The organism is Streptomyces sp. NPDC002754 (assembly GCF_053592315.1).
Map to the genome: position 1 here is coordinate 219,105 of NZ_JBSFVM010000001.1, position 25,958 is coordinate 245,062.

Sequence of the window (25,958 nt, forward strand, 5' to 3'; positions counted from 1 at the left end):
GTCAGGCCTCCGTGTCCAGTTCGATGACCCGCACCCCGTACGGTGCGAGCGTCACCTCGTCGAGCGGCTTGCCGAGCCGGTCCGACGGACGCACCGTCAGCTCCTCCTCCGCCTGGCTGACCAGCCACAAGAACCGCCGCCCGTCCTCGTGTACGAGGGTGTCCGCGCTGACCAGCGGCGTGTCCACGGTCACCGGGCGAGCCGCGCCCGCGACATCGGCGAGCGCCGCGTACAGCCGGTGCGTCTGCTCCGGGTTCACCTGCGCCGAGCGTGCGGCCATGTGCTCCAGCGGGTACGTGGCGAGGATCGTCCGGCCCGCGCCGATCTCGTTGACGAGCAGCGCCGGACGGCCGTGCGCGTCCGTCGCGACGACCCGCGCACCGTCCGGGACGACCGGCAGCCACGCACGGCTGTCCTCGTTCCCCGCGACGGCGAAGCGCAACGTCTCACCGGCGCGCACATCACCGAAGTCCTCGGTGAACGTCATGGCCAGCTCGTCGTCCTCGATCGGCTCAGCCACCCCGTACGACAGCTGCATCTCGACCCCGAACAGGCCGTCCAGGTCGTGGAACCACGGCCCGCGCGTTCCCGGGTACTCGCCCGAGCAGAACGACAGGTACACCGTCGCCCCCGCGCGCGCCCGCTCCTCCAGACCGCGCCGCGTACGCGTCGTCAACTGCCGCGTGGACGGCAGCAGATACAGCTGTACGTCACCGTCCTCCGGTAGCCCGTCGACCTCGCGGACGAAGCCCACGGGGAGGTCGGCGCCGCGCGCGGCGACGTACCCCTGGTGCAGCGAGCCGAAGATCAGCGGCCGGTCGGCGGGACGGCTGTACGGGTAGCCCTTCTCCAGGAACGCCGGAACCACGAGCGCCGCACCGGCGTCCGTGCGGCGGCATCGCGGGAAGTCCACGGTCTTCAACACGTCGGCGAACGCGGCGAGTTCACGCAGCGGCTCCTTCGGGCGGCCCGCGCTGTCCGTGATCCCGAAGTGCATCTCGAACGGGTGGTGGTCGTACGGCGACTGCTCCCACAGGTCGTCGTAGTCCGTGTTGTTCCACGCCATCCAGCCGGTCGCGCCGCCGAGCAGCGAGTTGTGCAGGGTCTGCCGGTAGTAGACCCCCGCGTTGCGCGCGGAGACGGTGTCCGTGGACACGCCGAACTCCTCCAGAATCACCGGCTTCCCCGTGACCGCCGCCAGCTCGCACTCGAACGCGGCCCGGTAGTGCTGGCGCGGCCGGTCCGTGTCCGAGCGGTACACGTGCGGGCCGACGAAATCGACGTACTGGTCGGTGTCACGCAGCGAGAAGCCATTGTCCTTGCCGGTGACCTCGATGCCCCACGCGCCGTCGCCGAGCGACACCGGCTGCGTGGCCCCGGCCGCCACCACGGCCTGACACATGAACTGCGCCCACGCCGTCACCACGTCCGAGGCCGGCGGGTCGACCTGGTAGATCCGGCCGTACCCCGGCATCTCGTTGGTGATCAGCCAGCCGGTCACCGCCGGGTGGTCCTTGAACCGGCGTGTCATCTCACTCGCGAACCACGCCTGCCGGCCGACCATCCACACATCCTCGTACAGATCGCGGTTGCCGCGCCAGGCCGGGTCCCAGTTCTCGCCGGACATGTGGCCGACGATGAAGGTGGGGACGCTGCCCATGCCCAACTCGGTGTGTGCGTCGAGGAAGTCCCGGAAACGGTCGCAGAGTTCCTCGTCGATGCGGTGCGGCTCAGGGTGGAAGTCGGGCCAGTAGAAGAAGGAGCGCGTCATGTTCAGGCCGTGGCCGCGGAGGGCCCGGAGCTCCTCGCGCACGACGGCGGGGTCGTAGTTCCGCCACATGAGCGGACCGCCGGTACGGGACCAGTAGTTGGCACCGAGCCAGGGCAGGACGGCGGGGTGGTGGGACAGCTGGGCGCTGTGGCGACGCATGGTGCTCCAAACAGTGGTGCCGAGAATGATCTATCAAGCCCCGCTCTTGGACGAGAGCCAGCGGGGTCCGGGGCGGAGCCCCGAGTCCGCAACGCCGGTGCGGAAATCCAGTCGCTGCGGCATGACCTACGAGGCGGCAGGCCCGGTCGACTCGCGTACGACGAGCCGGGGGCTGTCCGCAAGGTCGGGCGCGGGCACACCCTCCTCGCCCACCTCCGCGAGCAGCACCCGCGCAGCCGCCGCACCCACCACGGTCACCCGCTGGTCGACGGTGGTCAGCCGTGGATGCAGCCAGCGACCGAGCGGCAGGTCGTCGTAGCCGATGACGGACAGGTCGCCCGGAACCGACAGGCCCGCGCGCTGGACGGCGCCGATGCCACACATGGCCATCGAGTCGTTGGCGTACACGATCGCGGTGGGCCGGGGGGAGAGGGCCAGCAGCCGCTCCGTCGCGGCGATCGCGGCCTCGGCGCCGAAGTCCGTGGGGATCACGGCGGCCGGGGCGAGCCCGGCCCTGGCGAGCACATCGGTGAGCACACCCTGCCGGAACCCGGAGTGGACCAGTTCCGGCGGCCCGGACACGTAGCCGATCCGCCGGTGACCGAGGTCGAGCAGATGCTCGACGGCCTCAGTGACACCGGTCTCCTGGTGGCTGAGCATCACCCCGTCAGGGCCGCCGAGCAGCACGAACGGCAGCCCCAGGCGCCGCAGTTGGGCCGGGCGCGGGTCGTCGATACGGCTCTCCGTGAGCACCGCACCGTCCACCCGCCCCTCGGCGGCCAGCCGCTCGTACAGCCGGCCCTCCTCGTCGACGTCCGCGACGAGGTGGAGCAGCAGACCGTAGCCGCGCGGCGCGAGTTCGCTCTCCAGACCGTTGATCAGCTCGCTGAAGTGCGGGTCCGTGCCCAGGACGTCGCTGGGGCGGCGCACCACGAGGGCGATGGTGTGGCTGCGGGAGCGGCGCAGGGCGCTCGCCGCCGCGTTCGGCGACCAGCCGAGGTTCGTGGCCGCGTCCTGGATGCGGCGGCGGGTCTGCTCGGAGATGCGGCCCGTGCCGTTGAACACCTTCGACACCGCGGCCGGTGACACCCCGGCCGCGGCCGCCACGTCCTTGATGGTGGGGCGCCTGCCCGGCGTCCGCTTTCCCAGCGCACTCACATCTTCACCGCGCCACTGACCAGAGCCGTCTGCATCCTCTTCTGAAGCACCGTGTACACGATCCACACCGGGACGAGGGTGAGCACGGTGCCCGCCGTCAGTACACCGTAGTCCGTGCCGGTCACCGACTTCAGTGTGGGCAGGGCGACTTGGATCGTTCGCAGGTCGGGGTCGGGGCCGATGAGGACGAGGGAGTACAGGTACTCGTTCCAGAAGCTCAGGAAGTTGAGGAGGAGCACCGTGGCGATGCCGGGCATGCACATCGGCGTATAGATGTGCCGCAGCACCGCGAAGGTCGAGGCACCGTCCATGCGTGCCGCCTCCTCCATCTCCTTCGGGATGGTCCGCATGAACTGCACCAGGATCACCACCGACAGCGGCAGCGCGGTCGCCGGGAGCAGCAGCACCATGAACGTACGGGTGTGGAAGAGGCCGGTGGCGGCCGCGAGCAGGAACGTGGGGAACAGGGCGGCGAACGTCGGGATCAGGAAGCCGAGCGAGAACACCTTCTCGATCACCGACGCCGCCCGGCCCTCGGAACGGGCGAGCGCGAACGCCGCCGGAACCGCGAGCCCGAGCGTCAACACCAGGGCCAGCACGGTCACGAGCGCCGAGTTCACCACCGCGGTGCCCAGGCCCGCGGTCCGGAACGCCGTCGTGAAGTTGTCGAGTCCGAACGAGGTCGGAGGTGCGAGGGGGTTGGCGAAGATCGCGTCATTGGACTTGAACGCGGAGGCGACGAAGTAGTACAGCGGCACCGCGAGCAGCACCGCGTACCCCCACACCAGGATGTGCGCGGGCCACCACGACCGGCCGAACTTCGCATGACTCTTGCTCATGGGATACAGCTCCGATCGGCTCAAGGCTCAGTGGCTGGCGCGGAAGACACGGCGGACGGACAGCAGGCCCACGAGCCCGGCCAGGAACAGGATCACGCCCACGGCCTGGCTGTATCCGAGGTCCGCCTCGATGAACGCCTTCTGGTAGACGAGGAAGGACAGCGTCGTCGACGAGGTGCCGGGGCCGCCCTGGGTGAGCAGCAGGACGTTCTGCGCGGAGCCGAACAGCGTCCACAGCAGCTGAAGCATCGTCACCACACCCACGTAGTCCCGCACGACCGGGAAGTGGATGCGCCACATCGTCCGCCAGTGCCCCGCCCCGTCCAACTGCGCGGCCTCGCCCAGGTCTTCGGGAACGCTGGACAGGCGCGCCGCGAACAGCACGGCGGTGAAACCGATGCCCGCCCAGACGTCCAGGGCGATCAGGCAGTACAGAGCCGTCGACGAACTGGCCAGCCAGGCATCGGTGAGGGAGCCGAGGCCCAGACCCGACAGGGCGCCGTTGAGCAGGCCGTCGGGGGAGAGGGCGGCGTAGAAGACCATCGCCTTGGCCGGCGTCGAGATCAGGCCGGGCACGAACAGCAGATACCGGATGACGCGATGGCCCGGCGGCTTCTGCGCCACGTAGTAGCCGACCATGTACGCGCACACGATCATCACCGGCAGCGCGATCACCAGCTGGACCGCCGTGTTGCGCACGGCCGCCCAGAAGGCCGGATCGGCGAAGACCGTACGGAAGTTGTCGAGGCCCGCGAAGGACACCGGCTGGAGCATGCCCGGCCAGTGCAGGGCCGCGATCACGAAGATCGCGACCATCGGGCCGACCATGAACAGCAGGTACCAGACGAGCGCGGGCAGCGCGAGGATCGTGCTGCCCCGGCCGCCTCGCTTGCGGCTGCTGCCGGGCTTTTCGGGGGTGGGGGTCCGGCCCGCGGGGACGCTGGGCCGAGGCGTTGTGATCGTCATCGGGGTCGACTTCCGTTCTGGACGTTCTCGACGTATCCGGCGCCATCGGTGTGCTGGGCGCTCTCGGTGTTCTCCACGGGCGGGCTCAGGTGGAGCGGTACGCGGATTCCAGCGCCGTGCGGATGGCGCGCGCGGAGGTGCCGGGGGTGAAAGCGGTCGAGGTCGCCTGGATCAGCGGCTGCGCGGCGACGGACGGGATGTACTGGTCCGGCAGCACCACCTGGCCGACGGAGTCGCCGAGTTGCTGAGCCTTCGCCACCAGCGGGAAGTTCGTGCTGAGCGCTTCGGTGACGACCGACATGTCACGGCCGCCCTCGGTGACGAACCGGTCGACGACCTCGGGCCGGTACATGAAGCGGATGAACCGTTCCACCGCCTTGATCTTCTTCACGCCGTTCGGGCTGATCCAGAAACCGGAGACGGTGTACGTGCGCAGGATGGTCGGCTTCTTCTGCGCGGCCCCGTCGGTGAGGGGGAAGCCACCGACCGAGGTGGTCTTGACAACGTTGTCGGGGACGCTGGCGAGGGCGGAGGACATCGCCGACTGCATGGCCGCGTGGCCGGTGTTGAACTGCGTCGTCATCGCGTCCGACGTGAGGCCCTGCGCTTTGTCGGCGAACACCCCGGCGTCGCGCAGATCCACGAAGTAGCCGATGCCCTCCTGTGCGCCGCGCGAGCCGCTGAAGTCACCGGTGCGGTACAGGTGCCGGGCCTCGGCGGGGGTGAGGAACGTCTGGATGATCTGGGCGAGCAGCTTCTGGCCCGTCCAGTCGTTGCCGCCCACCGTGAACGGGGTGATGCCCTTGCCGCGCAACTTCTTTGCGGCGGCGAAGAGTTCGTCGGAGGTGGTCGGCGGGGCGTCGACCCCGGCGCGCTCAAGGAGTGCGTGGTTGAAGGCGATCGGCCAGTTCGTCCCAATGTAGGGGAAGGCGCGTAGCCGGCCCTCGGTGTCGGTCCACTCGGTGACGGCCTTCGGGATGATCCGCTCGCGCAGCCCCCAGTCGTCGAGGTACCCGCCGACCGGAACGGTGGCGCCGACCTCGGTCCACGACAGCGTCTTGTCGTAGAGGTTGACCATCACGACGTCGGCCTCGGCGCGTGCGAGGCGCGAGGTCTCGTAGACCTGTCCGAGGTCGTCGCCGTTGATCAGGTTCTTCACGGTGATGTCCGGGTTTTCCTTGCGGAACTGGTTCACGACCGCGCGGAACGTGGGGGAGCCGGGGGCGTTCCCGCCCATCTGGCTGTGGATCACCAGGGTGTCGGGGTCCGAGCCGTAGGCGTCGAGCGCACCGCACGCACTGAGCGCAGGCACCGCCGCGAGACCCGCACCCAGAGCCATGAAGCCGCGTCGATTCATCGGTGAGCGCAAGGCGGGAGGCCTCCTGTCGCGTTGGTATATCGATATACCTTTGGGGTGCGAGCACCGTATGCAGGAAGCGGAGGGGGGTCAACCCCTTGGAGCGGTTGGGGTGTTACGGGGTGGGGCTCAGCGGGAGGCTCGAATGCCGAGCCATTGCTCGGCGTTCCAGGCCTCGAATCGCTCGACCTCGGTGAAGCCCAGCTTTGCCGCGAGTCGCATCGAGGCGGTGTTGGCGGACTGGGTGGTGAGCACCACCGGTTCGCCGGGAAGGGTGGCGGCGAGCCAGTCCAGTGCCGCCGTGCACGCTTCGGACGCGTACCCGAGCCCCCAGGCCCGCGGCAGGAACAGATAGCGGAGATCGGCCTTGCCGGCGGCGGCCGGGCGTTGGTGTCCCGGCGTCCTGCGGAGCAGGATCTGGCCGATCATCGTCTCGTCGAGTTCGACGACGAAGCTTCCCGGCCACCGTTCGGGCACCGCGGGCAATTCGCGTTCGAGTGCGACGCGCGACCGGGGGCCGCCGAGGTAGGTGTGCACCTCCGGCGAGGCGAGCAAGTCGATGAACGCGGCGCGGTCCCGGGTCTCGGACCCACGGAGCACGAGCCGCTCGGTCCTGATCGGCTCCGGCGGCCAGGCGGCGAGCCTCAGTTCGTCCATCGGCGCACGCCAACAGGAGGTCGGGAGGGACTACCCCTGGGCCGTGGGGCGGACCACGATGTCGCCGACGTCGACGTTGTCCGGTTGCTCGACGGCGAAGGCGATGGCGCGTGCGATGGCCTCCGGTGGGATGCCGATGTCGCCCATGGACGAGGTGAGTTGGTCCCGTACCTCGGGTGCGATGTGGTCGGTGAACTCCGTGCGGGTCATGCCCGGCGAGACCACCGTCACGCGCAGACCGGCCCCGGCCTCCTGGCGCAGGCCCTCGGAGAGGGTGCGGACCGCGTTCTTGGTGGCGGCGTACACCGCCTGCGTCGGGACGATGCGGAGTCCCGCGGTGGAGACGACGTTGACGAAGTGGCCCGTGCCCTGCTCCCGGAAGACCGGCAGCGCGGCCGCGATCCCGTACAGGACGCCCTTGAAGTTGACGTCGATCATGTTCTCCCAGTCCTCGACCCGCAGGTCGTCGAGCGGGGAGATCGGTCCGATCCCGGCGTTGCTGACGAGAGCGTCGATGCGGCCGAAGCGGCTGCGCGCCAACTCGACCAGCCCGGACACATCCTCACGCACCGTCACATCCGTGCGGATCCAGGTGACTTGGCCGCCGGACTTCTCGATGCGGTTCGCCAGGTCCTCCAGGCGTTCGGGGCGGCGGGCGCCGAGCACGACCTTCGCGCCGCGCTCGGCGAGCAGCAGCGCAGTGGCTTCACCGATGCCACTGCTGGCGCCGGTGATCGCCACGACTTTGCCTTCGATTCCTGACATGGGTGGCCCTTTCCGGGGAGTGGGAGTAGGTGTGGGTAGGCCAGAGCCGTGCCCCAGGGTGAAAGTGGGGGAGTCCCCACTTAGGCTGACGGTGTGACCATAAGTGGGGTAGCCTCCACTTAGCAAGTGGGCACGAAAGGGGCCGGCGATGGGCCGAGGTACCGAGCGGCCGCTGAGAGCGGACGCGCGACGCAACAGGGAGAAGATCCTGGCCGCCGCGGTGCGGGCATTCACCGAGGACGGCCTCGACGTGGGTCTCGAACGCATCGCCAAGGCCGCGGGCGTCGGCAGCGCGACTCTGTATCGGAACTTCCCGACCCGCGAGGACCTGATCGAAGCGGCCTACCGCAATGAGGTGGCCCGGCTCTGCGAGGCCGCCACCGAGCTGCTCGCGGCGCACCCGCCGTACGAGGCGCTGCGCGCGTGGACCCGCCGCTTCATGGACTACGCGAGCGCCAAGTACGGCATGGCCGACGCACTGCGCGCCATGGCCGCCGATGGCGGCAACCCGTACGGGCACAGCCGGGACATGATCGAGGCGTCCATCGCCGAGCTGATGGACGCCTGTACGTGCGCCGGGGCGATCCGCGACGACATCCCCACGAGCGACATCTTCGCCGCGCTCGCCGGCATCGCCCTCACCTCCGCCGGGCCCGGACAACGCGCCCAGGCCGAGCGGCTCCTCGACCTCACCCTGGACGGACTGAGGCGCACGGCCTGAGCGTTCAGGCGAATAAGGCGATTACGGCGGCTCAGGCGACTAAGGCCGCTTAGGCGCGCAGTCCGGGGTGGGCGCGGGGTCTGCTGGGCGCGGGCAACTCCCCGGATTCCACGAAGAGTTCGGGACGTTCGGCCTGGATCGTGCCGATGTCGTCGAACACGCCCTGAAGGTGGCTTCGCAGCGCCTGCTCGGCCCGCGCCGCGTCGCGCAGTTCCAGGGCGTCGACCACCGCCCGGTGCTCGTCGATGAGGTGCTCGATGCGGCGTGGCAGCGGCAGGCTCAGGCGGCGGGCGCGGTCGAGGTGTGCCTTGGCCGTGGTGACCGTGCGCCACAGTGTGCGGTGGCCGCTGGCCTCCATCAGACGGCGGTGGAAGGCCTCGTCCTGCTCGAAGAACAGGTCGTCGTCCGCCGCATCGAACGCGGCGCGCTGCGCGTCGAGGATCGCGCGCAGCGCCGCGATGTCCTGGTCGTCGGCCCGCTTCACCGCCTCGCGCAGCGCGGCCAGTTCGAGCGCCTCGCGCATGAACTGGGCCTCCAGTACGGCGTCGACGCTGATCCGTGAGACGAACGTACCGAGCTTCGGGAAGATGTCGACCAGCGACTCCTCGCCGAGCAGGATCAGCGCCTCGCGCACCGGGGTGCGGCTGACGTCGAGCTCCGCGGCGAGTTCGTTCTCCGACAGCGGGGCGCCCGGCAGCAGTTCGAGGGACGTGATGCGCGAGCGCAGCAGCGCGTGCACCCGTGCCCGGTTGGACTCCCTGGGTGTGGCCTGTGTCGCCTCCTCCGGCGTCCGCCGGGCCGTATTCCTGCTTCGTCGCTGCTCGTCCCGCATGTCGTCACCCTCTCACCTCAGCTGCGGAAATTCTTACATACAAGGCTTGTATGTAAGCAGCTGCACGGGTACAAAGTGACAGGTCCGCTTCCGACCGGAGGTCAACGATGACCAGCCACCCCGTCACCGACACCGAGGTGACGACGCCGTCCGGCACGACCCCGCCACCCCGTCCCCGCGGCCGAGGCAAGAACGTCCGCTGGGGCATCGCCGTGCTCTGTTTCGGCGGCCTCGCGGTCAACTACCTCGACCGCTCCACGCTCAGCGTCGCGCTGCCCACCATGTCCAAGGACCTGCACATCGGCCCCGAGACCCAGGGCTTCGTCCTCAGCGCGTTCTTCGTGACGTACGCGATCTGCCAGCTGCCCGCGGGCGCGCTGCTCGACAAGTACGGCGTGAAGCGGGTCTTCGCGCTCGGTGCGATCTGGTGGTCGGTGGCCACCATCGGCATGGGCCTGGTGCGCGGCGTCGGCTCGCTCATCGGGGCGCGGATGCTGCTCGGCGCGGGCGAGGCCGCCGGCTATCCGGCGCCCGCGAAGGCCGTCTCGCGCTGGTTCCCACGGCACGAGCGCACCCTCGCCAACAGCGTGTGGGACAACGGCGCCCGCGTCGGCACCGCCATCGCCCTGCCGCTCGTCACGATGCTGGTCTCGGTCTTCCACTGGCGGGCCGCCTTCGTCGTCTGCGGACTGCTCGGCTTCCTGTGGATCGTCGGCTGGTGGCGCCTCTACCACGAGCCCGCCGACCACCCGCGGCTCACGAGCGAAGAGCGCGAGTACATCGAGGCCGGTGGCGCCCGCATCGAGGAGACACCCGCCGAGAAGGACGGCGCGCCCAAGGTGCGCTGGCGCGACCTGTTCCGGTACCGGACGGTCTGGGGCATGATGCTGGGCTTCTTCTGCCTCAACTACGTCATCTACTTCTTCATCACGTGGTTCCCCAGCTACCTCGTCGACGAGCGCGGGTTCGACCTCCTCTCGCTCGGCTTCTTCGGCACCGTCCCCGGCCTCGTCGCCATCATGGGCTCACTGCTCGGCGGGTACACGGCCGACCGGCTCCTTCGCAAGGGTTGGTCCACCACCAAGGTCCGCAAGACCTGCCTGATCTCCGGCACGTTGTGCTCTTCCGTCATCGCGCTCGCCGTCGTCGTGCCCACCGCGTCCGGCGCGCTCGCGTTGCTCTCCCTGAGCTACGCCTCGCTGACCTTCGCCACCGCGTCCGTCGCCTCGCTGCCCGCCGACGTCGCGCCCACCGCCGGCCATGTCGCCTCCCTCGCGGGCATCCAGAACTTCGCCTCGAACGTCGCCGGCGCCCTCGGCCCGATCGTCACCGGCTTCCTCCTGGCGGCGTCCGGCGGCTCGTACCTGGTGCCGCTGCTCGTCTCCGGCGCCTTGTCGATCGTCGGCGCCCTCACGTATGCCTTCGTCATCAAGCGCGTCGAACCGCTGCCGGTCCGCTAGCCAGAGAGACCCCTACGAAAGGAGCGCCCCGTGGCCACCACCACGCACCGCGCCGCCGTGCTGCACGGGCCCAAGGACCTGCGCGTAGAGGACCGTCCGGTGCCCGAGCCGGGTGACGGCGAGGTGCTCGTCGCCGTCCGCGCCGTCGGCCTGTGCGGTTCCGATCTGCACTACTACGAGCACGGCGAGAACGGGCCCAACGTGCTGCGGCAGCCGACCGTCCTCGGCCACGAACCGGCCGGGTTCGTCGTCGGCCACGGCGCGGGCACGGAGGACCTGCCCCACGGCACACCTGTCGCGATCGAGCCGGCACACCCCTGCGGGCGCTGCGCCCTGTGCCGGGCCGGGCGCTACAACCTGTGCCCGAAGGGCACCTGCTTCGGCTCGCCGCCCACCAACGGTGCGCTGACCGAACTCGTCGCCGTACCAAGAGACTTCGTGCATCCGCTGCCCGAGGGCATGGACGTGAAGCTGGGCGCGCTCGTCGAACCGCTCGCGGTCGCCGTGCACGCGGTGCGCCGAGCCGGTATCGCTCCGGGTGAGCGGGTTCTGGTCACCGGTGCCGGGCCGATCGGTGTGCTCGTCGCTCAGGTCGCCGCCGCCAGTGGAGCGCTGGTGACGGTGTCCGACGTGGCCCCGGCCCGGCGCGAGTTCGCGGCCCGGCTCGGCGCCCGGACCGTCGACGCGGCCGAACTCACCCCCGACCCCGACCGGGCACACGCGCTCGCCGACCCGGACGGCTACGGCACCGTCCTGGACTGCTCGGGCGTCGGCCCCGCCCTGGTGTCCGGGATCCGCGCGCTGCGGCCCGGCGGCACCGCCGTCGTCGTCGGCAACCCGAACCGCCCCGAGACCGCGCTGCCGTTGGCCTGGATGCAGCGGCAGGAGATGTCCCTGGTCACCTCCTTCCGGTACGCAGCCGGAGACTTCGGGGCGGCGGTGCGGTTGGCCGGGGGCGGGCCTGTGCGGCTCGGGGAGCTGGTCACTGCGGAGTTTCCGTTGGAGCGGGCCGGTGAGGCGTTGCGCTCCGCGCTGGTCGACCGGACGCAGATGAAGGTGCTCGTCACGGTCGGCGGGGTGGGCGTGTGAGCGGGGTCGACCGGAGTGTGCTTCCGAGGCTGAGCCGGGCGTCCCTGGCCCGCTCAACCGCCGCGGGGGCCAGAAAGGATTGGGGCTCTGCCCCATACCCCGCGCCTCAATCGCAGGCAGGGCTTGATCTGGCCCCCGGCATCGTCCACCTCGGCCTCGGGAACTTCCACCGCGCCCATCAGGCCGTGTACACCGCCGACGCGTTGCGGCACACCGACGGGCCGTGGGGGATCACCGGTGTGGCCACCACACCCGGCACCCGGCCCCGGCCGGTGATCGAGGGCATGGCCGAACAGGACGGGCTCTACACCGTGCTCACCCTGCACCGCGGCGGTGCCGTCGCCGCGAGTGTGCCCGGTGTGCACCACCAGGGGCTGGTCGCCGACGGGCAGGGCGCGGACGTGGTCGCCGCCATCGGCGCCGCCACCACCCGCATCGTCTCCCTCACGGTCACGGAGAAGGGCTACACGTTCGGCGCCGACGGCCGCCTGGACCTCGACGACCCGCTCGTCCGCGCCGACCTGGTGGGCGGAGCCACCCCGCGTACCGCCATCGGCCTCATCGCGCGCGGACTGCAACAGCGCCAGCGCGCCGGCTCCCCGCCCGTGACGCTCCTCAGCTGCGACAACCTCATGGGCAACGGGCACCGACTCCGGTCGCTGCTCGACGAGTTCATCGCCGCGCTGCCCGCCGCCGAACGCGAGGACCTTCAGGCGTACGCCGACGGCCGCGTGTCGACGCCGAACGGCATGGTCGACCGGATCGCGCCCGCCACCACCGACGAGCACCGCGCCCTGGCCGCCCGCGCGTTCGGCGTCCGCGACACCGTGCCGGTGCCCGCGGAACCGTACAAACTGTGGGTCATGCAGGACGACTTCCGCGCGGGACGGCCCGCGTGGGAGCAGGCGGGCGCGGTGTTCACCGAGGACGTGGCGCCGTACGAGCTGATGAAGCTGCGCCTCCTCAATGGCGCGCACTCCCTGCTCGCCTACCTCGGACTGCTGCGCGGCCACCGTTCCATCGACCGGGCCGTGGACGATGAACTCCTCAGCCAAGTCGTCGAGTTCGCGATGCGTGAGGAGATCATGCCGACCGTCCCCGAACCCGTCGGCATGTCCGGTGCGGACTACATCGGCGAACTCCTCGACCGCTTCGCCAACCCGGCGCTCGGCCACCGCACCGCCCAGGTCGGCTCCGACGGCTCCCTGAAGATCCCCGTGCGCTGGGCCGGAACCCTCACCGAGGCACTGGCCGCCGGACGCGTGCCGCGCGTCCTCGCGCTCGGCTTCGCCGCGTACGTACGGGTCATCACGGCCGACGACGCGTACGACGAGCGGAGCCTCGGCACCGTCCACGACGGCGCCCGCGCCCGCCTCACCGAACTGGCATCCCGCGCGAGCGGCCCCGACGGAAAGGCCCGCCTGCTGCTCGCCGAAGGCGGTCTGTTGCCTCAAGAGGCGGCAGGGCACGGCGATTTCGCCGATACCGTCGCCGAGTTCGCCCGGATCCTGGACGCCCACGGAGCCGAAGCCGCGCTGCGGGCGGCCGCCACCCGCGACTGACACACCATCCCACGACGCCCGAGAGAACGGCACCCGCATGTCCTCCACCATCACGTCCGCCGAGGTCTTCGTCACCTGTCCCGGCCGCAACTACGTGACCCTGAAGATCACCACCTCCGACGGTGTCACCGGCATCGGCGACGCCACCCTCAACGGCCGCGAGCTGTCCGTCGCCTCCTACCTGCGCGACCACGTCTGCCCGACGCTCATCGGCCAGGACCCGGCCCGCATCGAGCACCTGTGGCAGTACATGTACAAGGGCGCCTACTGGCGGCGCGGGCCGGTCACCATGACCGCCATCGCCGCCGTCGACGTCGCCCTGTGGGACATCAAGGGCAAGGTCGCGAACCTGCCCGTCTACCAGCTGCTCGGCGGCGCGGCCCGCGACGGTGTCACCGTCTACGGCCACGCCAGCGGCAACACCATCCCCGAACTCCTCGACGACGTACGCCGGTTCAGGGACAAGGGCTTCCGCGCGGTCCGCGCCCAGGCAGCGGTGCCCGGCCTGGAGCGCGTCTACGGCATGCGCAGGGGTGATGGCGACACCTACGAGCCCGCCGACGGCAACCTGCCGACCGAGGAGGTCTGGGACACCGGCGCCTACCTGGACTTCGTTCCCGAGTACATGGCCGCCGTCCGCGAGGAGTTCGGCTACGGGTTCCACTTGCTGCACGACGTGCACCACCGGCTCTCCCCGATCGAGGCGGGCCGGCTCGGCAAGTCCCTTGAGCCGTACCGCATGTTCTGGATCGAGGACCCGACACCCGCCGAGGACCAGGAGGCCTTCCGCCTCATCCGGCAGCACACCACGACGCCGCTCGCGGTCGGCGAGATCTTCAACTCGATCTGGGACTGCCAGCACCTCATCAGCAACCGGCTGATCGACTACATCCGCGCCTCCGTCTCCCACGCGGGCGGCATCACACACCTGCGCCGGATCTTCTCGCTCGCGGAGCTGTACGGGGTGCGCTCCGGTTCGCACGGCGCGGGTGACCTCTCCCCGGCCTCGTTCGCCGCCGCGCTCCACCTCGACCTGTCGGTGCCGAACTTCGGCATGCAGGAGTACATGGCCCACCTCCCCGGCTACGAGGAGGTGTTCCACACGTCCTGGACCTTCGAGGACGGCCTGATGCACCCCGGCGACCGCCCCGGCATCGGCGTCGAGTTCGACGAGAAGGCCGCCGCGAGGTTCCCGTACGAGCGCAAATACCTGCCGGTGAACCGGCTGAAGGACGGCGGCGTGCACGACTGGTGAGTCAGTCGAGGCAGTCCTGCGGCGCGGTCCCCGCCGCCGTCAACGGCAGGCCCAGCTGGGCGCGTTCAGTGACCCAGCGGGTGGGGCGGTGGCGGGGATCGCCCGTGGTGGTGTGCAGGGCGCGTTGCAGGTCCAGCATGCGGGCGGCGCCGACCTGATCGCCCCGGGCCAGCGGTCCCGTGGGGTAGCCGAGGCCGAGCGTCACGGCGAGGTCGATGTCCGCGGGGGCGGCGAGCGAACGCTCGGCGATCGAGGCGGCGACCGACACCACGGAGGCGAGAAGGCGCTGCGCCACCGAACCGGCGGTGTCACGGACGAGCGTCACGTGGTGTTCGCCGCGCGCCAGCACCGCACGCGCGTCGCGTGCGGCGGCCGGGTCTGCCGCCGGAGTCACCGACAGCACCCGGCGGCCACTCGCCACGGACAGCGGGTCCACGCCGAACGTGCGCTCGGCGGGGAGTCCGTGGGCGGCGACCGCGTCGGCCACGGTGGTGCCCCAGACCGGGACCAGGACGAGAGCGTCGGCCGACGGCCGTTCACTTGTCTCGACGGTGGCCCCAGTGACGGTCAGGGCGTCCCGCAGCGCCGTGTCGTCGCCCGCCACGAACACGGGCCGGTCCGCGTTCCCCGTCACCGGCGCCTCCGCGACCGAGGACGGGGCCGGGGCATCGGGCCCGTACGCGTACCAGCCCTGTCCGGTCTTGCGGCCGAGCAGGCCCGCCGTCACCCGGTTTGGAGTGAGGTAGGACGGGCGGAGCCGGGGCTCGTGGCGGAAGCCCTGCCAGATCGAGTCGATGACCGCCGCCGTGACGTCGAGCCCGGTGAGGTCCATCAGCTCGAACGGGCCCATCCGCAGGCCCAGTACATCGCGGGCGACCCGGTCGATGTCCGCCGGTGTCGCCACCGACTCCTCAAGGAGTGCGAGCGCCTCGGTCACCAGGCCGCGACCGGCGTGGTTGACCAGGAATCCGGGAGTGTCGGACACCGTCACCGCGCGATGGCCGCAGCTCTCCACCAGCGCAGTGAGGGCGGGCGCGATCTCGGGGCGCGTCGCGGCGCCCGGCACCACCTCCACGATGCGCATCAGCGGCACGGGGTTGAAGAAGTGCAGGCCCGCGAGGCGCGTCGGGTCGTCGAGCGCCGCCGCGATCCGTGTCACCGACAGGGAGGACGTGTTGGTCGCGAAGACGGTGGTGGCCGGGAGCGCCTGCTCCAGCCTTCCGAAGACCTCGGCCTTCGTGTCCAGGTCCTCCCGTACCGCCTCGACCACCAACTCCACGTCGGGACCCGGCGCCCACGGGTCGTCCAGCGGGATCAGCCGTGCCACCGCAGCCGCGCTGTCCTCGGCGGACATCCGGCCCTTGGCGACCGCACGCTCCAGCATGGACCGCACGAAGTCGACGGCCTCCCGCACCGCCTCCGCCCGGACGTCTCCCAGCTCGACGGTGTGTCCGCCGCTCGCCGCCCACTGGGCGATGCCGCGGCCCATGGCTCCGGCGCCGACGATCCTGATACGCATGGCAGTTGTAGACCTTTCGTAGGTACGGAAGACGCGCCGACGGGAAGTGTGTGTCAGCGGAGATAGACCCGGCCAGGGTCGACATCCTCGCGCAGGAGCCGCAGCTCCGCCGCGCCCGGCGGCTCCACCGTACCGACACGGTCGGCCACTTGGAGGTCCCAGCCGGTCGCCTCCTTGACCTGCTCGACCGTGACACCGGGGTGGACGGCGGTGAGCCGCAGCTCCTCGCCGATGCCCTCGCGGGACAGGATGCCCAGCTCGGTGATGACACGCGTGACACCGACACCCAGCGGCCGGATGCCCTCCGCGAGTGCCCGGTCGGGGCCGGGTGTGGTGCAGAAGTCGAGGGTCTCGGTGAAGGAGCGTGGGTTGTGCCGGCGCATCACGACGAAGACCTCACGGGAGTTGGCCATCACCTCGACGCCGCCGCCGGAGCCCGGCAGCCGTACCGAGGGGCGCTCCCAGTCGCCGATGACCGAGGTGTTGAGGTTGCCCCAGCGGTCGATCTGCGCGGCGCCGAGGAAGCCGACGTCGATGTGTCCGCCCTGGAGCACGCAGCCGAACAGGGCCGGCATCGACAGCACCGCCTCCGCGCCCGAGATGAGCACGGCGTCCGCGATGGTCTCCGGGAGGTGCGAGGGGTGCGCGCCGCACACCCCGGACTCGTACACGACCTCGATCTGCGGGGCGACCGTCAGATGGGCCAGCTCGGTGGCGAGGGTGGGGAGGCCGATGCCGGCGAACACCGTGCGGCGGGCGGCCAGTTCACGTGAGGCGACGACGGAGAGCAGCTCCGAGGACGTGACCGATTCTGCGGTCTCGGGCGTGGCGGCAGTCATGGTGGTCAGATCCTTCTCGTGTGTCGCGCTCACAGTCGCTGTCCGTAGTTCACCGGTTCGCTGAGGGCCTCGCCGACCGCGAGGCCCGCCCAGAACTCCTCGCCCTGCTTGGCGACGTACTCGGCGTGGTCGGCCGTCCCGTACACCCACTCCGCCAGCCACTCCTGGAGGCGTTGCGGGTCCTTGCTGATGTGTGACCACGCGCGGTAGAAGGCGTTGTCGCGGTCGTAATAGCCTTGGGCGAACGACGGGTGCGCGCCGCGCGGGCACACCACGACGGCGTCCACGGCGTGCGCGGGGACGAGCGTGCGGTTGGGGTCCGAGCGGACCACGTCGTCCTCGACCAGCTCCTCGACGACGACGATCGCCTTGTCGGCCGCGTACACGGCCTCGGCCTGGACGCCGGTGAGACCCCACATCTGGGTGTTGCCCCGGCGGTCGGCGCGCTGCGCGTGGATGATCGTGACGTCCGGGTTCACGGGCGGGACGACGTAGATCTGCTCCTCCTCGCCGTCAGGGCCCGGATACGGCGAAGTCACCTTGCGCAGCGCGTCGTTGATGCCCGGCAGGTCGCTGCCGCCGTACGAGCGCAGGGGGTAGAACGGGAGCCGCTGGGAGCCGGCCAGGTAGCGGCAGATCATCCCGTAGTGGCTGTACTCCTCGAAGGCGAGCGGCGCCGGGTCCGCCCGCTCGACCCTGCGGCGCAGCTCACCGAGCGAACCCGCGGAGGAGTTGCCGACGAAGGAGGACACGAGGCGCGAGACGCAGCCCGCGGCGAGCATCTGGTCCACGACGATGTCCGCCGTCATTCGGACCACCGTGAGGTCCCTGCGGCCCTGCCGGATGATCTCGTGTCCGGCGGCGGTGGGGACGAGGTGGGTGAAGCCCTCGATGCCGACGGTGGCGCCGTCGTGCACGAAGGTGGCGATGGCCTCCTTCATCGACATGACCTTTGGTGACACGGTGCTCCTCGGTGAGTGCCTGGTGGTCGACCTACCGTCTCAGCGCCTATTGATTGCCGTCCAATACCAAATTAAGGTCTCACCAAGACCGCAGATTAATGAATGGGGGCGGGCTCGTGGAGCTGCGTCATCTCACCGCGTTCACGGCCGTCGCCGAGGAACTGCACTTCGGCCGGGCCGCCAAGCGGCTTCAGATGGCGCAGCCGCCGCTGAGTCAGCAGATCCGGCAGCTGGAGAAGGAGCTCGGCGTCCAGCTCTTCGAGCGCAATACCCGCTCCGTGCGCCTCACGAGTGCGGGGGAGTCCTTCCTTGAACCCGTACGGACCGTGCTCGACGACCTCGACACCGCCGTGCGGGCCGCGAAGGCGGCCGGGCGCGGGGAGTTCGGCCGGGTCACGATCGGGTTCGCGGGCGCCTCCAGCCACGAGACACTGCCGCGGCTCACCCGCGCTGTGCGGGCCGCGCACCCGGCCCTCGAACTGGTCATGAAGGGCCAGACGTACGCCAACGTCGCGCTCGACCGGGTCGCGGACGGCTCGCTCGACCTCGGCTTCGTGCGGCTCCCGGTGACACAGCCGGGCGTGGCCCACCGGGTCATCGACGAGGAGGAGCTGCTGTGCGCGCTGCCCTCCGACCACCACCTCGCCGCGCTCGACGAGATCCCCATCGGCATCCTCGCCGACGAGCCCTTCGTCTCCTTCCCCGCGAACGCCGGCTCCACGGTGCGCGACGCGATGGTCGAGACCTGCGAGGCCGCCGGGTTCAATCCGCGTGTGGTGCAGGAGGCCCCGGACTCGTACACGATCCTGGCGCTCGTCGCGGCGGGCGTCGGTGTCACGCTCACGGTGTCATCGGTCCGGCACATCCAGCAGACCGGGCTCGTCTACCGGTCCCTCGCGGGACCGCCCATCCGGCGCCAGGCGGCCCTTGCCTGGCGGGCCGACAACCCCTCCGCCGCGCTGCGTGCGGTGCTCGCGGTGTGCGAGGAGGCGCTGCCGACTCCCGGGAGTGCTGACGGGGATCGAGCGTAGGAGAGATTGAGACGCCATCCGTCTTGATGGATCGAAAACTTGGTATTGGACCGACTCAGCGGTCGGGTGCGATGGTCGGCTCACCTCCCTGAGCCGCCCGAAAGGTGTTCCGCTGTGCCTGAAGCCACGCACGACCAGGCCGATGTCGTCATCTGCGAACCGCTGCGCACCCCCATCGGGCGTTTCGGCGGGGCCTTCGCCCAGCAGACGCCCGCGGCCCTCGCGGCCCGCGTCATCGCCGAGCTCGTCGCCCGCACCGGAATCGACCCGGACCGGGTCGACGAGGTGATCCTCGGGCAGGCCTACCCCTCCTCCGACGCCCCGGCCATCGGCCGCGTCGCCGCCCTGGACGCCGGCCTTCCCGACTCCGTCACCGGCGTCCAGATCGACCGGCGCTGCGGCTCCGGACTTCAGGCCGTCCTCGACGCCGCCATGCAGATCAGGGCCGGGTTCAGCGAGGTCGTGATCGCGGGTGGCGTCGACGTGATGAGCGCCGCCCCGTACTACACGCACGAGGGCCGCTGGGGCATCAAGGGTCCTGGGCTTCAGCTCCACGACTCGCTGGCGCGCGGCCGGGTCACCGCGGGCGGCATCCACCACCCCGTGCCCGGCGGCATGATCGAGACCGCCGAGAACCTGCGCCGCGAGTACGCCATCAGCCGCGCGGACCAGGACGCCCTCGCCCTGCGCTCGCAGCAGCGTGCCGCGCGTGCCGTCGAGGAGGGCCGCTTCGACGCGGAGACCGTGCCCGTCACCGTACGGGGCCGCAAGGGCGACACCATCGTCAGCGCCGACGAACACCCGCGCCCGGACACCACCGCCGAGCAACTCGCCGCGCTGCGGCCCATCATGGGCAAGGCCGACGTGGAGGCCACCGTCACCGCGGGCAACGCCAGTGGTCAGAACGACGCGGCGGCCGCCTGCCTCGTCACCAGCGCCGCCACCGCCGAACGCCTCGGCCTCACCCCGCTGGTCCGCCTCGTCTCCTTCGCCCGCGCCGGTGTCCCTGCCGCGACCATGGGCATCGGCCCCGTCCCGGCCACCCGCGCCGCCCTGGAGCGCGCCGGACTCACCCTCGCCGACCTCGACCTGATCGAGGTCAACGAGGCGTTCGCCGCCCAAGTCCTCGCCTGCACCCGCGAGTTGGGCCTCGGCGAAAAGGACCACGAGCAGCGCATCAACGTCAACGGCTCCGGGGTCTCCCTCGGGCACCCCGTCGGCGCGACCGGTGTCCGCATCCTTGCCACGCTCGCCCGCGAGATGCAGCGCGGCGAGGCGCGGTACGGGCTGGAGACCATGTGCATCGGCGGGGGCCAGGGGCTCGCCGCGGTCTTCGAGCGCGTCCCCGCCTGACACACCTGAGTACGCCCACTCCCCACTCCCCACTCCCCAGAGCAGTCCCCACCCGTCCCCATCCGCTTGATCAACGACGTTCACGGAGCGACCCATGAGTGCGTCCACCGCCACCTCGCGTGCGGAGACCAGAACCGCCAACAGAGCGGGATTCGGTGCCTTCGTCGGCTCCACCATCGAGTGGTTCGACTTCTATATCTACGGCACCGCGGCGGCGCTCGCCTTCGACAAGGTGTTCTTCCCCGAACTGGACGGCGCCATCGGCACGTTGGTCGCCTTCGCCACCTTCTGGGTCGGCTTCCTCGCCCGCCCGATCGGCGGCATCGTCTTCGGTCACTTCGGCGACCGCCTGGGCCGCAAGAAGACGCTCGTCATCACGCTGCTGATGATGGGGATCTCCACCACCGCGATCGGCCTGCTGCCGAGCTACGCCTCCATCGGCGTCGCCGCGCCGATCCTGCTGGTCTGCATCCGCATGATCCAGGGCATCGGCCTCGGCGGCGAATGGGGCGGCTCCGTCCTCATCGCCTCCGAGAGCGCGCCCAAGGGCAAGTCGGTGCTGTACGGGGCGTTCGCCCAGCAGGGCTCGCCCGTCGGCAACACCCTGGCCACGCTGAGCTTCCTCGCCATCAGCCAGCTGCCCGACGAGTCCTTCATGTCCTGGGGGTGGCGCGTGCCGTTCCTCGCCTCCGCGGTCCTCGTCCTGGTGGGCCTGCTGGTCCGACTCAAGGTCGCCGAGTCCCCGGCCATGGCCAAGCTCATCGAGAAGAAGGAAGTCGTCAAGCTTCCGCTCACCGAGGTGCTGCGCAGCCACCCCGGCCTGATCGCCCTCGGTATCGGCGCCTGCACCATCGGCCTGTCCGCGACGTACTTCAAGTCGACGTTCGCCCTGTCGTGGGCCACCACGGAGCTCGACTTCGACCGCAGTACGTTCCTGACGATCATCCTCGTCGCCAACATCACGCAGGTCATCGTCCAGCCCTTCGGCGCCGTGCTCGCCACCAAGATGAAGAGCTGGTCCCGCGCCGTCACCGTCATGCTGGTGCCCGAACTGGTGCTGCTGCCGGTGATGTTCCTGCTCATCAGCACCAACAACTACGGCCTCGCGATGCTCGGCGTCGCCGTCGCCACCATCCCGCACTGCCTGTACTACGCGGCCCTCGCCGGCATGCTCGCCAGCCGTTTCCCCGCCCACCTGCGCTACACCGGCATCTCCCTGTGCTACCAGCTGTGCGGAACGATCCTCGGTGGCACGACCCCGATCGTCGGCCAGTTCCTGCTCAACCGGACGGGGTCGATCACCGCGGTCATCGCCTACGCCCTGTTCCAGGTCGCGTTGACGCTGGGCTGCATGCTGCTCCTGCTCAAGCGTCCCAACCATGACGAACTGGCTCTTGAAGCTCCGCTTGAGGACGAGAGCCGGCGGAGCCCTGCGACCGCAACCACGAACGGAGCCTGACCATGCCTCTGACGGTGCACGGCATCCCGGAGATCCTCGGCCTCGCCGGGCGCGACCTCGGGCACTCCGACTGGAAGGAGATCACCCAGGAGCTCATCGACGCGTACGCGTACGTCTCCGGGGACCACCAGTGGATCCACACCGACGTGGAGCGCGCGGCGGCCGGGCCGTACGGGCGGACCATCGCGCACGGCTACATGGTGCTCAGCTGGGGCATCCCGATGTTCGGCGAGCTGCTCCAGGTCAAGGGCGTGGGCCGGGCGCTCAACTACGGGGTCAACCGGGTCCGTTACCCGGCGCCCGTGCCCGTCGGCAGCCGCGTACGGCTGCATGCCGCCGTGACCTCGGTGACGGAGGTCGCGCGGGGCGGAGTGCAGATGACGCGGGCGTTCACGTTCGAACTGGAGGGCTCCGAGAAGCCGGCGTGCGTGGCGGAGTCGCTCACGCACTTCTACCCGTGAGCCCGACACGCCCAGCCCGTCCTACGCCACGGGGCTCCGCCCCGGACCCCGCTGGCTCTCGTTCGAACGGCGGGGCTTGATCTGCCCACCCGCTGCGGAGGCCCGATGCGAGCTTCCGCAACGGGTGCTTGATGTGCGCTCCCGCCCGCGTGGGCTCGATGTGAGCTTCCGCCGCGGGTGGTTGATGTGGGCTCCCGTCCGCGTGGGCTCGATGTGAGCTTCCGCCGCGGGTGGTTGATGTGGGCTCCCGTCCGCGTGGGCTCGATGTGAGCTTCCGCAGCGAGGGCTTGATGTGGGCTTCCACCCATAGGTGCTTGATATGAGCGCCCGCCCCCAGGGACTTGACGTGAGTTCCCCTCTTGGGGGCTTGACGTGAGTTTCCGTCGCGGGGACTTGATGTGGGCTTCCGCCCGCAGGGGCTTGACGTGAGCTTCCGCCCGCGGGGACTTGACCTGCGCTCCCGCCCCAGGGACTTGACGTGCGCTCCCGCCCCCCCCCAGGGGCTTGATGTTGCTCACCCGCCCGCAAGGGCGTGGTGTGCTCACCAGCTCCCAGGGGCTTGAGCAGCGGGGTCCGGGCGGCGGGGGCCCGGTGTGTTACTTCTTCAGTGGTGTCATCTTCTCTGCGAAGCCCGGGTGCTTCTTCAGCCAGGAGCGGACCGCGACCTGTTGCTGGCCCTTGTCGACCTTGTTGATCATGGACTCCAGGTCCATGAGCTGCTTCTCGCTCATCTTGAAGTTCTTCATCCAGCCGGCCACGCGCGGGTGGTCCTCGGAGAAGCCCTTGCGGCCGACGCCGCGCAGGTCGTCGCCCTTGCCCCAGGCGTGCTTGGGGTCCTTGAGGTTCTTCATGTCGAAGTCGGCGTAGGCCCAGTGCGGGGTCCAGAGGCTGACGACGATCGGCTTCTTCGCCGCGTACGCGCGCTTGAGTTCGGCGAGCATCGCGGGCGTGGAGCTGTCGACGACCTTGAACTTGGAGCGGAGGTCGTAGGCGGGCATGACCTGCTTCTTCAGGAGGGCCGTCAGGCCCGCGCTCGCCTCGATGCCCGTGATCTTTCCGCCGAACTCGCTCGCGTGGCCGTTCAGATCGGCGAGGGAGTCGACGTCCTTCATGTACGCGGGCACGGCCAGCTTGTTCTCCATCTTGCCCGTGTACCAGGTGCCCAGGGACTCGACGTCCTTGCCGTACTTCTTCCAGTACGGCGCGTGCGTGATCGGAAGCGAGGCGTCCGTCTGGAAGTCCACGTCGCCGCGGGACAGCGCCGTCCACAGCGGGCCGAGCTCGAACTGCTTGACCTGCACCTCGTAGCCGCGCCGCTCCAGGGCCTCCTTCCACAGGTACGTGGTGGCGGTCGCCTCGTCCCAGGGGATGTAGCCGATGGTGACCTTCTCGCCGCTGCCGACGCCGGACACCGTGGACTTCTCCGTGCCGCCGAAGGCGCCCAGGCCACCGGCGACGAGCGCGAGGACGACGACGCCGACCCCGGCGAAGGCGGGACGGGGACGGTGGTTCCAGAGCTGCCGACCGAAGCCGGTGGCTTGCCGCCGCTCGGCGAGGCGCCGGCCCAGCGGCGAGACCTGGGTGCCGAGCGCGCCGGTCATCCGGTCGAGGTAGACGGCGAGCAGCACGATCGCGATGCCGGCCTCCGCGCCGAGCCCCACGTTGAGCTGGCCGATGGCCTCGTTGACGTCCGCGCCGAGACCTTCCGCGCCGACCATGCCGGCGATCGCGGCCATGGAGAGCGACAGCATGATGACCTGGTTGACGCCGGTCATGACGGTGGGCAGCGCCAGCGGGAACTGCACACGCAGCAGCGTCTTGCGGGGCGTCGTGCCGAACGCCTCGGCGGCCTCGACCAGTTCGCGGTCGACCTGCCGGATGCCCAGCTCGGTCAGCCGGACGCCGGGTGCAAGGGCGAAGACCAGGGTGGCGACGATGCCGGCGGGCGCGCCACTGCCGAAGAACAGGATCGCCGGGATCAGGTAGATCATCGCCGGCATCGTCTGCATGAGGTCGAGGACCGGCCGCACCGTCGCGCTGACCCGCTCGGAGTGCGCGGCCCAGACACCGACCGGCACCGCGATCACGAGCGCCAGGATCGTGGCGACGAGCACGAGTGACAGTGTCATCATCGCGTGTTGCCACAGTCCGAGGGAGTCGATGAAGGCGAAGCCGACGAAGGAGAGGGCACCGGCGAGCAGTCCGCGCAGCCACCAGGCGCAGACGGCGAAGATGCCTGCGAGGAGCAGCGGTTGCGGGGCGTCGAGCACGGCGAGGATGCCGTCGTAGCAGCCGTCGAAGATGGACTTGAAGAAGTCGAACAGCCAGGCGGCGTTGTTCAGGAGCCAGTTGACCGCGGTGTTGACCCAGTCGCCGAAGGGAATTCTAGTCACGCGTGGTCACCTTGTTCTTGGCCGCCCCGTCTTGGGCGTCGTCCTGTTCACCGGTCGCGCCCTCGCCGAGCACGGCCAGTAGCCGCTGTTGGCTCACCACGCCGGTCAGTACCTCGTCCTCGACGACTGCGACGGGCTCCGCGGCCCGTTGCGCGATCGGAGTGAACAGGTCGGCGAGTGGTGTTTCGGGGCCGACGCGGGCGGATGCCTTCGCGAGCAGTGCGGCGTCGGTGAGGTCCGCGCGGCCCGAGCTCGCGCGCAGTGCGTCGGGGGACTCCATGACGGCGCCGGCGGTCAGCACGCGCGAACGGTCCACGTCCTGGATGAAGTTGGCGACGTAGTCGTCCGCCGGGCGGACCAGGATGTCCTCGGGCGTGCCGTTCTGCACGATGCGGCCGTCGCGCATGACGGCTATTCGATCGCCAAGGCGCATCGCCTCGTTGAGGTCGTGCGTGATGAAGACGATGGTCTTCTTGAGCTTCTTCTGCAGCACGAGCAGCTGGTCCTGCATGTCCCGCCGGATCAGCGGGTCAAGGGCGCTGAACGACTCGTCCATCAGCAGCAGTTCGGCGTCGGTGGCCAGCGCGCGGGCCAGCCCCACGCGCTGCTGCATCCCGCCGGAGAGCTCGTCGGGGAAGGACTGCTCCCAGCCCTTGAGGCCGGTCAGTTCGAGGGCCTCCGCGGCGCGCTGCTCGCGCTCCGCGCGCGGCACGCCCTGCACCGCGAGGCCGTAGCCCGCGTTCTCGAGCACACTGCGGTGCGGGAACAGCGCGAAGTGCTGGAAGACCATGCTGATCTTGTGGGAGCGGACCGACCGCAGCTCCTTGGCGGGCAGGGCGGTCAGGTCGTCGCCGTCGAACTTCACATGTCCCGAGGTCGGCTCCGACAGGCCGTTGAGCATGCGCAGCAGCGTCGACTTCCCGGAACCGGACAGACCCATGACGACGAAGATCTTGCCGGTCTCCACCGAGAAAGAGGCGTCGATCACGCCGGCGGTGGTCCCTTCGGACCGCAGCTCCTCGCGGTCGGCCCCGGCGCGGAGCCGCTCGACCGCCTCTTCCTGTCGACTGCCGAACACCTTGTACAGGTGCTCGGCCTCCAGCCTGACTGACACATCAACCTCGTTCTGTTCGACCTGCGAAATATTGCAGGATCAAGCAACGTCCGTCGGCCGTGGCGCCTGCCCCGCTTTACGCGGTGTAAACGGTGGGACTCCTCCCGGCCGGCCATGATCTGCTTCCGGCCCGAGTACGATCGGCGTCGTTCAAATGTCCTGTCAATGGGTGGTCGGCCGCTCGCGGCGGGCCCAGGAACCCGAGAAAGGCCGACCGGTGACACCGAGCGTTCCCG

Annotated in this window: 22 protein-coding genes; 9 read left to right on the forward strand and 13 right to left on the reverse strand. The window is 70.2% G+C overall.

Annotation, left to right across the window (positions count from 1 at the left end; translation table 11 throughout):
• Position 1: 1 nt before the first annotated feature.
• From ACWD2L_RS01175 to ACWD2L_RS01205, 7 genes are all read right to left on the reverse strand, one after another.
• Positions 2–1,930 carry a cellulase family glycosylhydrolase gene (locus ACWD2L_RS01175; protein ID WP_351330306.1) on the reverse strand — a complete coding sequence of 643 codons (1,929 nt, stop codon included), beginning with the start codon at positions 1,928–1,930 and terminating at the stop codon, positions 2–4.
• Between the two features lie 126 nt (positions 1,931–2,056).
• Entirely contained in the window at positions 2,057–3,079 is a 1,023-nt protein-coding gene (locus tag ACWD2L_RS01180; RefSeq protein WP_451187698.1) for a LacI family DNA-binding transcriptional regulator, read from the reverse strand.
• A 5-nt stretch (positions 3,080–3,084) separates the two neighbouring features.
• Positions 3,085–3,927: a carbohydrate ABC transporter permease gene (locus tag ACWD2L_RS01185; protein WP_351330302.1), complete on the reverse strand. Its 843-nt coding sequence runs from the start codon at positions 3,925–3,927 to the stop codon at positions 3,085–3,087.
• Positions 3,928–3,954: 27 nt separating this feature from the next.
• Positions 3,955–4,893, reverse strand: a complete 939-nt coding sequence (locus ACWD2L_RS01190; protein ID WP_351330300.1) for a carbohydrate ABC transporter permease — start codon at positions 4,891–4,893, stop codon at positions 3,955–3,957.
• Between the two features lie 85 nt (positions 4,894–4,978).
• On the reverse strand, positions 4,979–6,262 hold the full coding sequence (locus ACWD2L_RS01195; protein ID WP_351330298.1) for an ABC transporter substrate-binding protein: 1,284 nt from the start codon (positions 6,260–6,262) through the stop codon (positions 4,979–4,981).
• A gap of 117 nt (positions 6,263–6,379) precedes the next feature.
• Positions 6,380–6,907, reverse strand: coding sequence for a GNAT family N-acetyltransferase (locus tag ACWD2L_RS01200; RefSeq protein ID WP_351330296.1), 528 nt, complete (start codon positions 6,905–6,907; stop codon positions 6,380–6,382).
• Between the two features lie 30 nt (positions 6,908–6,937).
• Entirely contained in the window at positions 6,938–7,672 is a 735-nt protein-coding gene (locus ACWD2L_RS01205) for an SDR family oxidoreductase (RefSeq protein WP_351330294.1), read from the reverse strand.
• A gap of 148 nt (positions 7,673–7,820) precedes the next feature.
• Between ACWD2L_RS01205 and ACWD2L_RS01210 the strand changes: the two genes are divergently transcribed.
• Positions 7,821–8,393, forward strand: a complete 573-nt coding sequence (locus tag ACWD2L_RS01210) for a TetR/AcrR family transcriptional regulator (RefSeq protein WP_351330292.1) — start codon at positions 7,821–7,823, stop codon at positions 8,391–8,393.
• Positions 8,394–8,442: 49 nt separating this feature from the next.
• Here ACWD2L_RS01210 and ACWD2L_RS01215 read toward each other — a convergent pair whose 3' ends face one another.
• Positions 8,443–9,225 (reverse strand): GntR family transcriptional regulator, encoded by a 783-nt coding sequence (locus tag ACWD2L_RS01215; RefSeq protein ID WP_451187049.1) that lies wholly within the window; start codon positions 9,223–9,225, stop codon positions 8,443–8,445.
• 107 nt (positions 9,226–9,332) lie between these two features.
• Between ACWD2L_RS01215 and ACWD2L_RS01220 the strand changes: the two genes are divergently transcribed.
• From ACWD2L_RS01220 to manD, 4 genes are read left to right on the forward strand one after another with little or no spacing between them, the layout of a single operon-like run.
• The gene (locus tag ACWD2L_RS01220; RefSeq protein ID WP_351330288.1) at positions 9,333–10,685 is read left to right on the forward strand and encodes an MFS transporter; all 1,353 of its coding nucleotides are present in this window, start codon (positions 9,333–9,335) and stop codon (positions 10,683–10,685) included.
• Positions 10,686–10,715: 30 nt separating this feature from the next.
• Positions 10,716–11,774 (forward strand): NAD(P)-dependent alcohol dehydrogenase, encoded by a 1,059-nt coding sequence (locus ACWD2L_RS01225; protein ID WP_351330287.1) that lies wholly within the window; start codon positions 10,716–10,718, stop codon positions 11,772–11,774.
• 17 nt (positions 11,775–11,791) lie between these two features.
• Complete coding sequence (locus tag ACWD2L_RS01230) at positions 11,792–13,336, forward strand: mannitol dehydrogenase family protein (protein WP_451187701.1); 1,545 nt, start codon at positions 11,792–11,794, stop codon at positions 13,334–13,336.
• A gap of 37 nt (positions 13,337–13,373) precedes the next feature.
• Positions 13,374–14,591, forward strand: a complete 1,218-nt coding sequence (gene manD / locus ACWD2L_RS01235) for a D-mannonate dehydratase ManD (protein ID WP_351330283.1) — start codon at positions 13,374–13,376, stop codon at positions 14,589–14,591.
• Between the two features lies 1 nt (position 14,592).
• On the opposite strand, the gene ACWD2L_RS01240 is transcribed toward manD, so the two are convergent.
• From ACWD2L_RS01240 to ACWD2L_RS01250, 3 genes are read right to left on the reverse strand one after another with little or no spacing between them, the layout of a single operon-like run.
• Entirely contained in the window at positions 14,593–16,110 is a 1,518-nt protein-coding gene (locus tag ACWD2L_RS01240; protein ID WP_351330281.1) for a 3-hydroxyacyl-CoA dehydrogenase, read from the reverse strand.
• Between the two features lie 53 nt (positions 16,111–16,163).
• Positions 16,164–16,949, reverse strand: a complete 786-nt coding sequence (locus ACWD2L_RS01245; RefSeq protein WP_351330279.1) for a CoA-transferase subunit beta — start codon at positions 16,947–16,949, stop codon at positions 16,164–16,166.
• 29 nt (positions 16,950–16,978) lie between these two features.
• A complete protein-coding gene (locus tag ACWD2L_RS01250; RefSeq protein ID WP_351330638.1) occupies positions 16,979–17,896 on the reverse strand; it encodes a CoA transferase subunit A in 918 nt (305 codons plus the stop codon).
• A 131-nt stretch (positions 17,897–18,027) separates the two neighbouring features.
• On the opposite strand from ACWD2L_RS01250, the gene ACWD2L_RS01255 reads away from it, so the two are divergent.
• From ACWD2L_RS01255 to ACWD2L_RS01270, 4 genes are all read left to right on the forward strand, one after another.
• Positions 18,028–18,942 carry a LysR family transcriptional regulator gene (locus ACWD2L_RS01255; RefSeq protein WP_351330277.1) on the forward strand — a complete coding sequence of 305 codons (915 nt, stop codon included), beginning with the start codon at positions 18,028–18,030 and terminating at the stop codon, positions 18,940–18,942.
• Between the two features lie 114 nt (positions 18,943–19,056).
• Positions 19,057–20,295 carry an acetyl-CoA C-acetyltransferase gene (locus ACWD2L_RS01260; RefSeq protein ID WP_351330275.1) on the forward strand — a complete coding sequence of 413 codons (1,239 nt, stop codon included), beginning with the start codon at positions 19,057–19,059 and terminating at the stop codon, positions 20,293–20,295.
• Between the two features lie 94 nt (positions 20,296–20,389).
• The gene (locus tag ACWD2L_RS01265; RefSeq protein ID WP_351330274.1) at positions 20,390–21,754 is read left to right on the forward strand and encodes an MFS transporter; all 1,365 of its coding nucleotides are present in this window, start codon (positions 20,390–20,392) and stop codon (positions 21,752–21,754) included.
• 2 nt (positions 21,755–21,756) lie between these two features.
• The gene (locus tag ACWD2L_RS01270) at positions 21,757–22,215 is read left to right on the forward strand and encodes a MaoC family dehydratase (RefSeq protein ID WP_351330272.1); all 459 of its coding nucleotides are present in this window, start codon (positions 21,757–21,759) and stop codon (positions 22,213–22,215) included.
• Positions 22,216–22,811: 596 nt separating this feature from the next.
• Here ACWD2L_RS01270 and ACWD2L_RS01275 read toward each other — a convergent pair.
• Both ACWD2L_RS01275 and ACWD2L_RS01280 read right to left on the reverse strand, forming a co-directional pair.
• Positions 22,812–24,608: an ABC transporter permease/substrate binding protein gene (locus ACWD2L_RS01275; RefSeq protein ID WP_351330271.1), complete on the reverse strand. Its 1,797-nt coding sequence runs from the start codon at positions 24,606–24,608 to the stop codon at positions 22,812–22,814.
• A complete protein-coding gene (locus ACWD2L_RS01280; protein ID WP_351330270.1) occupies positions 24,601–25,722 on the reverse strand; it encodes a quaternary amine ABC transporter ATP-binding protein in 1,122 nt (373 codons plus the stop codon). The genes ACWD2L_RS01275 and ACWD2L_RS01280 overlap by 8 nt, the downstream gene beginning before the upstream one ends.
• Positions 25,723–25,958: the final 236 nt, after the last annotated feature.

Excerpts from the sequence above, each read along its gene's own strand:
- ACWD2L_RS01175 (WP_351330306.1), bottom strand. The coding sequence starts at position 1,930 with ATGCGTCGCCACAGCGCCCAGCTGTCCCACCACCCCGCCGTCCTGCCC.
- ACWD2L_RS01185 (WP_351330302.1), bottom strand. The coding sequence starts at position 3,927 with ATGAGCAAGAGTCATGCGAAGTTCGGCCGGTCGTGGTGGCCCGCGCAC.
- ACWD2L_RS01190 (WP_351330300.1), bottom strand. The coding sequence starts at position 4,893 with ATGACGATCACAACGCCTCGGCCCAGCGTCCCCGCGGGCCGGACCCCC.
- ACWD2L_RS01200 (WP_351330296.1), bottom strand. The coding sequence starts at position 6,907 with ATGGACGAACTGAGGCTCGCCGCCTGGCCGCCGGAGCCGATCAGGACC.
- ACWD2L_RS01205 (WP_351330294.1), bottom strand. The coding sequence starts at position 7,672 with ATGTCAGGAATCGAAGGCAAAGTCGTGGCGATCACCGGCGCCAGCAGT.
- ACWD2L_RS01210 (WP_351330292.1), top strand. The coding sequence starts at position 7,821 with ATGGGCCGAGGTACCGAGCGGCCGCTGAGAGCGGACGCGCGACGCAAC.
- ACWD2L_RS01215 (WP_451187049.1), bottom strand. The coding sequence starts at position 9,225 with ATGCGGGACGAGCAGCGACGAAGCAGGAATACGGCCCGGCGGACGCCG.
- ACWD2L_RS01220 (WP_351330288.1), top strand. The coding sequence starts at position 9,333 with ATGACCAGCCACCCCGTCACCGACACCGAGGTGACGACGCCGTCCGGC.
- manD (WP_351330283.1), top strand. The coding sequence starts at position 13,374 with ATGTCCTCCACCATCACGTCCGCCGAGGTCTTCGTCACCTGTCCCGGC.
- ACWD2L_RS01240 (WP_351330281.1), bottom strand. The coding sequence starts at position 16,110 with ATGCGTATCAGGATCGTCGGCGCCGGAGCCATGGGCCGCGGCATCGCC.
- ACWD2L_RS01245 (WP_351330279.1), bottom strand. The coding sequence starts at position 16,949 with ATGACTGCCGCCACGCCCGAGACCGCAGAATCGGTCACGTCCTCGGAG.
- ACWD2L_RS01250 (WP_351330638.1), bottom strand. The coding sequence starts at position 17,896 with ATGTCGATGAAGGAGGCCATCGCCACCTTCGTGCACGACGGCGCCACC.
- ACWD2L_RS01265 (WP_351330274.1), top strand. The coding sequence starts at position 20,390 with ATGAGTGCGTCCACCGCCACCTCGCGTGCGGAGACCAGAACCGCCAAC.
- ACWD2L_RS01270 (WP_351330272.1), top strand. The coding sequence starts at position 21,757 with ATGCCTCTGACGGTGCACGGCATCCCGGAGATCCTCGGCCTCGCCGGG.